This is a genomic window from Chthoniobacter flavus Ellin428, assembly GCF_000173075.1.
GTDB classification, from domain to species: domain Bacteria; phylum Verrucomicrobiota; class Verrucomicrobiia; order Chthoniobacterales; family Chthoniobacteraceae; genus Chthoniobacter; species Chthoniobacter flavus.
On sequence record NZ_ABVL01000044.1, the window covers coordinates 1 to 10749 of the forward strand.

At 58.8% G+C, this 10749-nt stretch carries 9 protein-coding genes; all 9 read right to left on the minus strand.

What is annotated here, in order from left to right:
- The coding region (locus tag CFE428DRAFT_RS31510; RefSeq protein ID WP_042726225.1) for a helix-turn-helix domain-containing protein at positions 1–485 on the minus strand (485 nt) is incomplete at its 3' end.
- Between the two features lie 533 nt (positions 486–1018).
- Entirely contained in the window at positions 1019–1981 is a 963-nt protein-coding gene (locus tag CFE428DRAFT_RS31520; protein ID WP_042726227.1) for a toxin-antitoxin system YwqK family antitoxin, read from the minus strand.
- A 17-nt stretch (positions 1982–1998) separates the two neighbouring features.
- Positions 1999–2937: a toxin-antitoxin system YwqK family antitoxin gene (locus tag CFE428DRAFT_RS31525; protein WP_042726228.1), complete on the minus strand. Its 939-nt coding sequence runs from the start codon at positions 2935–2937 to the stop codon at positions 1999–2001.
- Positions 2938–2954: 17 nt separating this feature from the next.
- Entirely contained in the window at positions 2955–3839 is an 885-nt protein-coding gene (locus CFE428DRAFT_RS31530; protein ID WP_006983806.1) for a toxin-antitoxin system YwqK family antitoxin, read from the minus strand.
- Complete coding sequence (locus CFE428DRAFT_RS31535) at positions 3839–4645, minus strand: hypothetical protein (protein ID WP_006983807.1); 807 nt, start codon at positions 4643–4645, stop codon at positions 3839–3841. Before CFE428DRAFT_RS31535 ends, CFE428DRAFT_RS31530 begins: the two co-directional genes overlap by 1 nt.
- Positions 4646–4661: 16 nt before the next feature.
- Positions 4662–5456, minus strand: coding sequence for a hypothetical protein (locus tag CFE428DRAFT_RS31540; protein ID WP_006983808.1), 795 nt, complete (start codon positions 5454–5456; stop codon positions 4662–4664).
- Positions 5457–5472: 16 nt separating this feature from the next.
- Positions 5473–6273, minus strand: coding sequence for a hypothetical protein (locus CFE428DRAFT_RS31545; protein WP_006983809.1), 801 nt, complete (start codon positions 6271–6273; stop codon positions 5473–5475).
- A gap of 17 nt (positions 6274–6290) precedes the next feature.
- Positions 6291–6980: a hypothetical protein gene (locus tag CFE428DRAFT_RS31550; protein WP_131990166.1), complete on the minus strand. Its 690-nt coding sequence runs from the start codon at positions 6978–6980 to the stop codon at positions 6291–6293.
- Between the two features lie 231 nt (positions 6981–7211).
- A complete protein-coding gene (locus CFE428DRAFT_RS31555; RefSeq protein ID WP_006983811.1) occupies positions 7212–10736 on the minus strand; it encodes a hypothetical protein in 3525 nt (1174 codons plus the stop codon).
- Positions 10737–10749: the final 13 nt, after the last annotated feature.

Genomic DNA, 10749 nt, shown 5'->3' on the forward strand with positions numbered 1-10749 from the left:
TCATCGATCAGCAGCCGGCGCACTTGGGTCCAACTGCGCCGCGCGTGCGCCGCTTCCACATAGTGCGCCACTAAACGCCACAGGCGCGTGTCCTCTTCGCCCAAAAGTGCGCCCACTTCCAAGACCGGCATCTGGGTGCACAGCAGCATCGCCCAAGCTTCGAACATCAAGGTAAACCCACTGCCAGGTCGCGCCCAAGGCACCTCCACCTGCACTACCTTACCCTCCGGCGTCTTCACCCGCGGCACGCGGGCCACCAATTCGGTCTGGTATTGGAAAAAATTCAGATGCCGCCAGCTCTTCTCCACCGTGTCGTGCACCGGGCAAAGCAACTGATGCTCCGCTCCAGGTGCGCAAAATTTGCTCCCAGCCACAAAGTCCAGTTTGAGCGTTAAGCGGTGTGCTTCTTGGTCCAATTGGCAGTCGCTGACTTTCCATTCCGGGGTCAGTTGCAGCGCGAGCGTGAAGAGTTCCTTGGCATCCATTTCCCCCTATTGCCCCTCAATCCCAGCCCCTCGTCAATCTCCCGGTTCCTCACCAGCCGACCTCTGTTCCCCCTAGAGGAGGGGTTCGGGGAACCGTGGTTCCCTGATCCTCTTCCAACCCGCAACGCCGCCATCTTCCCACTCAAAATAGCGAGGAGCCAATTTTTTAAAGACACCGTGCATCACTGCGTGTTTGTAAGGCTCCTCGGATTTTGGCCGTCCGTTACGATACCATTCGCGTTGCACGCCATGCATTTTCTCGGGCAAGTCGTATATCTCCCGGAGGACCAAGACACCGTGATCGAACCGCTTTTTGCCGACCATTTTGGAGTCCTTGACATCGTTGGCCTCCATAAGGTTCGGGTTTCGCATGGAGTCCGGGCCAATTTTCTTGGCGTCTGCCGGAATCCCATGGTCCAGATAGTTCGCGTCTTGGGCGCGCGCCTCGACACATTACAGAAGCGCGCAAAGCAAGATAACAGGCCAGCGAAGGACGTTCATGAGGCCGGGCCACACGGTGCGGTAGGAGGCTTTCAGGGTTGCCGCGCCAGAATCGGCTTTCCATCGAGACCGAACTCCAGGGGAATTTTGACGCGCATTTCTTGATAGTGTTTGACCAGGGCTCGTACTTCGGGGCTGACCAACTCCTTATACTTGTCGGGTTCGTGATAGTAGGGAGGCAGCGTGGGATCGAGCGCGGCGGCTTGGGCGTATTCCGCTTCGGTCACCGTCTGCTGGCTTCCCCGCTGGACCAATAACCATTTCACGGTTTCTACAGCACCGCTTTTGTCGAAGTGGATGGCGGGGCCGACGTAGGAGCCCCTTTTCGCGGCAAAATTCATGCCGGATAGCGTGCCGTGCTCATAGAAACCATAGGCAATACCCACTCTTTCCCCGTTTTTATACCACACCAAGCTGATCCGGTGGTCATCGCTCCAGCGGTAATCTAAGCGCGAGACGAACAGCCCATTTTTTTGATTCCCCTGGTAGTTTATCTCCTTATTAAGCACGCCCTCCTCGTTGTAGACCTCCACTTTCCCCGTGCCTTCGACGATGGTGGACTGGCCGATGAGCGCGCCCTTCTCGCTCCACGTTTTGAAAACGCCGTGCATGACGCCGTTGCGGTAAGGCTCCTCGGATTTCAACTGCCCGTTGGGGTACCACTCGCGCTGGACCCCATGCTTTTTCTCGTAAATATCTCGGGGGTTCGGCAGAAACAATTCCCGGTGGATCAAGACGCCATTATCAAAGGTTTCCCTACCGACCAGCACGCGGGGGAAAAGGGGGTCTTTGCTGTTACTAGGGATGACATAGTTGATTCCCGTGAGATGTTGGCCCGCGAAGCCCCGCACGTCGTGGGGGCCAATCTTCTCGGCATTCGGGGGGATGGAGTAGTCCAAGTAGCTGGTGTCCTGGGCGCGTGCCGCGACACCGGACAGAAGCGCGCAAAGCAAGATAACAGGCCAGCGAAGGACGTTCATGATGCCGGGCCACACGGTGCGGTAGGAGGCTTTCAGGGTTGCCGCGCCAGAATCGGCTTGCCGTCGGGGCCAAACTCCAGGGGAATCTTGACCCGGGGCATTTCTTGATAGTCTTTGACCAAGGCGCGCACTTCAGGGGTGACAAACTCCTCCTTATACTTATCTGGATCGTGGTAGTAGGGAGGCATCTCGGGGCGGAGCGCGGCGGCCTTGGCGTATACCGCTTCGGGTATCTCCAGCTCGCCTCCATACCATTTGACGGATGCTATTGCGCCGTTTTTGTCGAAGTCGATGTTTGGACCGTAGACGTTACCGGAAGAGCCCATCGCAAAATTCATGCTAGATAGCGTACCGTCCTCATAGAAATCATAGGCCCAACCCTCTCTTACCCCGTCTTTGACCCACATGAAGGTCATCCGATGATCCGGGATGCGCGGGTTATGTAAGCGCGAGAAGAACAGCCCATTCTCTCTACTCCCCTTGTAGTTTGTCTCCTCGATTAACACTCCATCCTCGTCGTAGACCTGCAATTTCCCCGTGCCTTCGACGAAGGTAGCTTGGCCGGTGAGCGCGCCCTTCTCGCTCCACGTTTTGAAAACGCCGTGCATGACGCCGTTGCGGTAAGGCTCCTCGGATTTCAACTGACCGTTGGGATACCACTCGCGCTGAACCCCATGCTTTTTCTCGTTCAGGAACATTTCCCGGCTGACCAAGACGCCATTATCAAAGCGTTCCCTGCCGACCAGCTCGGGCTCAATATATCTGGTAAAAGGATCTACTTTGGTGCCGGGTAGGAGATAGACGGCCTCCGTGAGGTTGGGAGGCAGAAAGTCCGGGCCAACCTTCCTGGCATTCGCGGGAATGGAGTAATCCAAGTAGCTGGTCTCTTGGGCGCGGGCCGCGACACCGGACAGAAGCGCGCAAAGCAAGATAACAGGCCAGCGAAGGACGCTCATGATGCCGGGCCACACGATGCGGCAGGAGGCTTTCAGGGTTGCCGCGCCAGAATCGGTTTGCCATCCGGTCCAAATTCCAGGGGAATCTTGACTGGGGGCATTTTCTGATAGTGTTCCACCAAGGCCCGCACTTCGGGAGTGACAAACTCCTCCTTATACTTATCTGGCTCATGGTAGTAGGGAGGAAGCTTGGGGTCGAGCGCGGCGGCCTTGGCGTATTCCGCTTCCGTCACCTCCTGACCGGAACGATACCAATTGATGGATTCGATTCCGCCGCGCCTGTCGAAGTCGATGGATGGGCCGATGACAGAATGCCAGGGCGCTCGAAAATTCAGGCGAGAAAGCGTGCCGTCCTCATAGAAATCAAAAGCATTGCCCACACTTTCCCCGTTTTTGAACCACATCAGCGTCATCCGATGATCCGGGTTGCCCGGGTAATTTAATCTATCGACGAAAAGCCCGTTTTGTCTATTTCCCTTATAATTTCTTTCCTTGGTAAACACTCCGTCCACGTCGTAGACCTCCAATTTCCCCGTGCCTTCGACGATGCTGGACTGGCCGATGAGCGCGCCATTCTCGCTCCACGTTTTGAAAACGCCGTGCCTGACACCGTTCCGGTAAGGCTCCTCGGATTTCAACTGCCCGTTGGGATACCATTCGCGCTGGACGCCATGCTTTTCCCCATGCAGGAACATTTCCCGGCTGACCAAGATCCCCTGATCAGTATAACGTTCCTTGCCGATGAGAGTTTCGCTATTGGGTAGGAAATAGTTGATCCCCGTGAGATTGCGAGGCAGGTTGAGTTGGATTTTCTTGGCATCCGGGGGAATGGCGTAATCCAAGTAGCTCGCCTCCTGCGCCCGCGCTTCGACACAGAAGAGGAGCGCGCAAAGCGATAGGATAGCGGTGGTTTTCACTACTTGGCAGTGGGCGGCGGCGTGACCCCGATTGGTGTCGAAGGGTTGGGCACGGTGGCCGGCGCGACGGGCTGAACTGGAACGGCAATGGGACGGGCGGCGGAGGGGTTGGCCGGAAGGGTGGACGGACGGGCCGCGACGAGCGCGCCGTTGGGGAGACGTTGCTGCGTGGAGGATTGCTGGACCTGGTGCAACTGGGCCTGTTGCAGGATCATCTGCGCCTGTTGGAGGGACATCTGAGTTTGCGGCCTCTGCATTTGCGCGGTCAGCATCCCGGCACCGGAGGAGCAGCCTTTGCCCGAGCCGCAACCGCTGCTGCCACACGAGCCCGACGCGCCGCAGCCGCCAGACGAGCAGCCCGAGCCGCACCCGCCGCCCTTGATGGCAGCCACGTTTTGCACCAAGCTCACGGGGCGGGTCGCATTGACCGCCAGCGCCTTCTTGCCGGAGGCAGCCATTTGCTCGCCGCCGATGGCGACCAGGGCAAAGAGCCCGAGATAGAACGGCCAGATGGAAAGGGAGAGCGCGGCAAAGGTCGTTCGCACCACGCTAGCGCTGGCGGCCTCCGGCGCGAGCCCCGCATCCCCCTTGTTCGCTCGCAAAAGCTCGGCACAGCGCCGCTCCTGCGCGGCGTAGCCCGCTTCCACGAGTCCGATCAAGAGCAACGGAGCCGCCACCCAAAGCAGTTTGGTGGCGTTGAGACTGGCGAGGGCGGCGACGAGAAGGATGAGAACGCCGAGCCCGGCACTCCATTGTTTGCAGGCGGCGCGGTAGGCGGAGTAACGATTCGTGGTTTCTAGAGTCATAGGATTGGTGGTGAGGTTATTTTTTGGGCACAATGCGGGACTGGAAGGTGCCGCTATTCAAGTCGTAAGTTTCGACGATTTGGTTGCCGTCTTTATCGGTAGAGTACCGTTTCCAGCCGGTGGTCGTCCCCGGCAAATAGGGGTAGGGCAGGCTGGTCGGCCATTGGTTACTCACATCGATCTCTTGACGCGGTTCGTCCGGGATAAAGGCCCCGGTGTTATCAACGGTCCCCAAGATCAAGGTGTCATACTCGAATTTGTAGTACTTATGGCCGGGGATCGCGCCGGGCACGGACTTTGGTCGAAGGACGCCCAGAATGGTGTCGGTCTTGGGATCGTAAGTCTGGTCCTCCACATCGCCCGATGGATAGGTCTGGACATGCTTCCAGCCAGCGGGAGGCGGGGTCATGCCCAGCGCGCGCAAGGTAGGTCTTTTAATGCCTAACTTCTCCCATGTAGGAGGCCCGTGCGAACGGTAGCGCGATTCCTGATAGAAGGGAAAATGAAGACTGACCGCAAACCCATTCTTATTGTAATTCAGCGTTTTGCGCGGTTCGTCGGGAATAAATTCGCCGTGGTTCCCTACCTTCCCAACGATGAGCAACCCAGCGTCTTGGTCCCAGAAATAACACTTTTCTCCCGGTCGCGGATCGGGGGGATGGAGCGGCGGCGGTGTCCCCGGGACGCTGCGCACGATTTCCGGCGTCGCCGCAGCGGCCAAGGGAGTCGCCCCTGGGGTGGCCGGCGGCACGGCGGACGAGCTGACGGCCAGCGCGAGCACCGGAAGCAGGAGCCAATGTCGCAGGGTCATAAGGATTTCGCGGGCTTTATTTCCGGTAGGTCTGGAACGCGCCGGTTTTCGCGTCGTAACTTTGTTCGATTTTGTGTCCTTCTTTGTCGGTGTAGGACAGTTTCCAGTGCTCGAAGCCCGGCAAAATTGGGTAAGGCAGCTTCACACCCATTTTGGTTTTCACGTCGATGGGCGCTTGGGGTTCGTCGGGCACAAAGGTGCCGGAGTCATTGACGGTGCCGAGGATTAACGAATCTTCTTCGAGCTTGTAGTATTTGCGTCCCGGCACCGGACTGCCCTTTGGCCAGCCCAACTGTTTGCCCCGGAAGGTGTCCGTCTTCGGGTCGTAAAACAATTCCTGGAGGCTGCCCATTCTGCTATCATTAAAGGTGTGCTTCCAGTCGGCAGGAGGCGGTGTCATGTTCATCTCGCGCAAGGTGGGTGTGTGCCCGCCCAGCATCTCCGCTGTGACCTCGGAATCGGGGATGGTATAGTGGGAATCCTGGTAGAGCGGGTAATGCTGGGAGATAGGCCACCCGTGAGTTTTCAAGTCGATCACCTCGCGCGGCTTGGCGGCGATGAATTGCCCATCGCCACCTACCTGCCCGAGAATGAGTAACTGGTTCTGCTGGTCCCAGTAATAACACCGTTCTCCCGGCCCCGGATCAGCATGCTGCTTCCTGTGAATTTCCCGAATGTTAGAGAGTGGCGCGGTCGTGGAATCATTCGCCGTCACGTCGGACGGAGCGGCGGCAAAGCTCGTTACTGGCGCCAACGCTAACGAAAGGTGGCAAACCAGCGCGAGAACGGGAAGCAGAAGCCAACGTCGCGTGCTCATCGGGTTTCGGAGTGGGTTTATTTTTTCGGCCGGATGCGTGATTGGAAGGTGCCGGTTGCGAAGTCGTAAATTTCGTCGACTTGGTTGCCCTCTGGATCGGTATAGCTCCGTGTCCTTACGGTCGTCCCCGGCAAATAAGGGTAGGCCAGGCTGGCTGGGAATTGGTTGCCCACATCGATGGTCTGAAGCGGTTCGTCCGGGATAAAGGCACCGGAGTTGTCAATCGTCCCCAAGATCAAGAAATCAGACTGCAATTTGTAGTACTTATGGCCCGGGATCGCTCCGGGCACCGGTTCTGGCCGACGGCCAATTCTAAGGGTGTCGGTCTTCGCGTCGTAAGTTTGTTCAAACACGTTGCCTCGTGGATCAGTATAGACATTTTTCCAGCCGGCGGGAGGCGGGGTCATCCCCATCTCGCGCAAAGTCGGCCTTTTAAGGCCCAACTTCTCCAGGGTGGGAGGCCCCGAAACTCGATAGCGCGATTCCTCATAGAGGGGGTGATGCTGGGAGATAGGCCAACCATGCGCTTTTAAATCAATCCCCGTGCGCGGTTGGTCGGGAATGAATTGCCCTGCGCCCCCCACCGTCCCGAGGATGAGGAACTGAGCTTGTTTGTCCCAAAAATAACACCTTTCTCCCGGTCCCGGATCGGGATGGCGAAGCCGCGGCGGCGTCCCGGGGACGCTCCGCACGATTTCCGGCGTCACCGGAGCGGGCGGAGTGGCCGCGGATGAAGCCGTTGCGGGTGCAGGCGCGGGGTTTCCGGCGTGCTCCGGTTTGGGCCAAGCTGGCGGGGGCGTCGTGGCGTCGGCGGTCCGCGAGGAAGGGGCCGGGGTTTCTCCGGTGGCAGGAGAACTCTGGAAATGAAAAGCGAGGGTGGCCGCCAAAGCCGCGAAGGCTCCGGCGAGGATGAAATGACTGGTGTATTTTTTCATAGTTCATTGCTTCCAATGATAACCCTCATCGTTAGCCACGGGGCCATCCATTTTCGGAGGGCGCGGGGTATCGTTGCCGATGATGACCTGCCCCTGATGCGAGCCGGTGTCGCTATAGGGATTGAAGTCGGTGGGACTCGTGTTAAAGTGATCCCAGATGACATACCAATCCTCCTCGGCGATGGGTAGGACCGTCCCATCGTTGAACCGCCAGAGGTAATAGAGGCTGAAGTCCTCGCGCCCTTGCATGGTCGTGTAGAAGCTAGGGTCCGGCGGATAAGGGATGGCCGGTGAATCGTTCGTCGTCATATGGAACGAGGACGACGAATCGCCGGGGTTGGTAATCCGATATTCGTAGTACGGTTTGTCCGATGTAAGCGCGTCGAGCAGCGGCAGAGGATCGCCTTTTCCCGACAGCAATCCGGCGTTAAGGATGGGCGGATTATGGAACGGGTAGTTGGCGTTGCCGGACAAACTGCGGACGTTTTGCACCAACTGCAATCGTCCATTCCACGGGCCGCCGTAATAGATGTCGGCATCGACATCAGAGCGGGCGGTCAGGCCCCCGACCGTATCAACAGGTGCATATGGCCTGTTGATATTACTGATCACCGGCCCCACCGTGATGGTCGCCTGCGAGGAGAGCACGGTACCGTCGATGTTGACGCTGGCTTTCAAGGTAACATCGCCCGCGGTCGCGCTGAGATGCACGCCTTCGACAAAGAGGGGTTGAAGGCTATCGGCAGAGACATCATAGGGGAGTGGAATCGGGATATGTTTTTCGGGGTCGTTCCAGACCTTAATTTTGTCTCCGCCGGAGATTGCTTCCAAATGCACGGTGGCCCCTTCGGGTGGGATGCGGGTCAAGACCATGTTCAACGGAGCCAAGTCGCCGTCGCCCCCGGGAATGGGCGAGACATCGTAATCGCGCCTTTGCGGAAACCCGAACTGATCGACGGGGGAGCCGTTGTTGTTGTTCGCATTGATGAGGATGAAACTCCACACGTAGAGGTTGATACTATTGCAATTCGCCGGCTCGCCGCCGCATTGGCAGCAAGCGATGGTGCAGCCGCAGCCGTCGGTCTGGCATTGGTATGTCTGTTGGAAACCGCACTCGCAGAAATAGGTATCACACCCACAGTCGGTGGCGCAGGTGGGCTTGAAACAGGCCGCGCCCAAGAGGATGGGGTTACATTGCGTAACGTTGAGACAATAGCATCCGCTGCCCACCGCAGGGCAACTGCAAGGGATGCAGTCGTTGTTACAGCCGTGGCTGTCGGCGCAGACGCAGCCGGCGTTCTGCTCCTTTACGTCGCAGTCGCACTCGTGGCATAGCAGACCGCCGCTACAGACCTGATTGCTACCGTTGTATTTGCAGTTGCAATCCGGCTGATCGCAGGAGCATTGCGGTACGCAGTCGTTGCCACATTGTCCGGCGATTTTGCAAGGACAGCCTCGATTAACAAAGGTGCAATTGCAAGAAGGAGCGACGGTCGGAAGGCCCGCACCATCTCCATAAAACCCGCCGCCGACCTGGACTTGACTACCATCGAGCAACCAGAAGTAGTTAGCCCGGGTGGTCAGTGAACATTTGCCTTCGAGGAGGGCTTGCTTGATTTGGTCGTCGGTGGGTTTGGAGTAGGGGTCGCGTGGGTCGGTGTGGAAGACGAGCAACTCATCGATGTTGCTGATGCCGTTGCCGTCCCAATCCTGCTCCGCCACGCTCTTGCTGGGATCGACGAAGTAATCCACTAGGGGATGGCCGGTGATACTGGCATAATCCGCCGCCGAGACCACGGTGTCGATGGCCAAGCCATGCTGCGCTTTCTCGACGTTGAAAACCAAGTCGCCCATGGGCGCGTTGGCGGCATCCGCCGGATTGTTCGGGTCGAGCCCGTTGGCGATCTCGTAACTATCACTCATCCCGTCACCGTCGGTGTCCGGGCCGCTGTTGTCCGTAAGGGGATCGACGCACGCGCAATTGGCAGGGTCATTCACCCAGGAACAGGCCGCGCCGGGACAGGTGGCGTGACCGCAGGAACAGACCGGAGGCGGGACGTTGTTGCAGGTGCAGTTTTCCGGCGAACCGCTGGTGCCGCTGCATGCACTGCCCGGACAATTGCTATGGCCGCAACTGCAAGGGTTGTTGCTGATGACGGGGTTGTTGTTATTCGCATCGTCCGGGTAAGGGTCGGCGACGTCGGGGATACCATCGCCATCGCGATCGGACCACAGCCCGCCATAGGTGGCTGACGGAAAGGTCATCCAGCTTCCGTTGACGAGATAAGTACCGCCGTTCCAAGTAAAGTAGGTGTTGTTCCAAAGGTCGCTCGGATACGGATCGAGCACGTCGGGAATCCCATCGCCATCGCTGTCGGTGGTGGCCCCGTAGTAGTATTGGCCGGGATACCAGCTATACTGCCCATTGACCAAAAAGGTGCCACCGGCCCACCAGTTGGCCGTGCCGTTGTTGCCGGTACCATTGGTCGCGTCGTTCGGATACGGGTCGACGACATCGGGGATGCCATCGCCGTCGCTGTCCGTGCCGTTGCCGGCCAGCCATTGTGGCGGGAAAAAGAGCGAGCTGCCGTTGACCTGATACCAGCCGCCCGCCCACCAATAGCTGTTGTTGGTCGGATCGTTGGGGTAGGGGTCAAGATCATCGGGAATGCCGTCCGTATCGGCATCGCCCGAGTCGGCGCGGTGATACTGGCCCGCGAAGGTCGTCAGGTTGCCATCGACCATGAAATTGCCGCCCTGCCACCACGCGGTGTTGTTAGAGGCATCGTTCGGATACGGGTCGAGCACATCCGGGATGCCGTCGCCATCGCTGTCCGTGCCGGAGCCGTTGTAGGTGCCGCCGGAGAAGTGCTGAACCATACCATCGATCCAGAAATCGCCGCCGTTCCACGTGAACGTACCGCCGGTGTCGCCGCCGCCACCTGTGCCGTTGCCGTTGTTAGGATCGTTCGGATAAGGATCAACGCTATCGGGGATGCCGTCGCCGTCGCTGTCAGGCAGCATGCCCGCCTGGGCGTAAATCGGAGAAAAGGAGACGGCTACATTGTCGATCATGTAGACTCCGCCCGGCCAGTAGACGGTGTTGTTGTTCGCGTCGTTGGGGTAAGGGTCCAGATCGTCGGGGACGCCGTCGCCGTCGCTGTCACCGACGCCAGCGACATGATATTGCGGGAGCAAGGTGACCGATTGGCCGTCGATATACCACGTGCCGCCGCCCCACCACTCGATGAGGCCCGCCGAAAGCGCGTCCTGGAATTGCGTCTGCCAATCCCCATCCGGGCTCCCGCCGGGGGCGCCTTCGCTGGGCAACTGGAGCCAGTAGGGGTTACCGGCGTTATCCGGGACGTAGAGCGCACCCGAGCGGGAGAGCGGCTCCAGGAGGAGGAAAATGAGGGCGAGCAACTGGAGCCAGGCGCCACCTCGTCGCACGCCGTTTCGAGAGAAGATGCCTGTTTGTTTGGCGGGCCGCCGCGCCAAGCCTAACACCCGACGAAGAATGGGAGTCATCGTACCTTTTCTG

What these genes read in the sequence shown, in the direction of transcription:
- CFE428DRAFT_RS31545 (WP_006983809.1), bottom strand. Translation starts at nt 6,273, where the DNA reads ATGAGCACGCGACGTTGGCTTCTGCTTCCCGTTCTCGCGCTGGTTTGC.
- CFE428DRAFT_RS31535 (WP_006983807.1), bottom strand. Translation starts at nt 4,645, where the DNA reads ATGACTCTAGAAACCACGAATCGTTACTCCGCCTACCGCGCCGCCTGC.
- CFE428DRAFT_RS31540 (WP_006983808.1), bottom strand. Translation starts at nt 5,456, where the DNA reads ATGACCCTGCGACATTGGCTCCTGCTTCCGGTGCTCGCGCTGGCCGTC.
- CFE428DRAFT_RS31555 (WP_006983811.1), bottom strand. Translation starts at nt 10,736, where the DNA reads ATGACTCCCATTCTTCGTCGGGTGTTAGGCTTGGCGCGGCGGCCCGCC.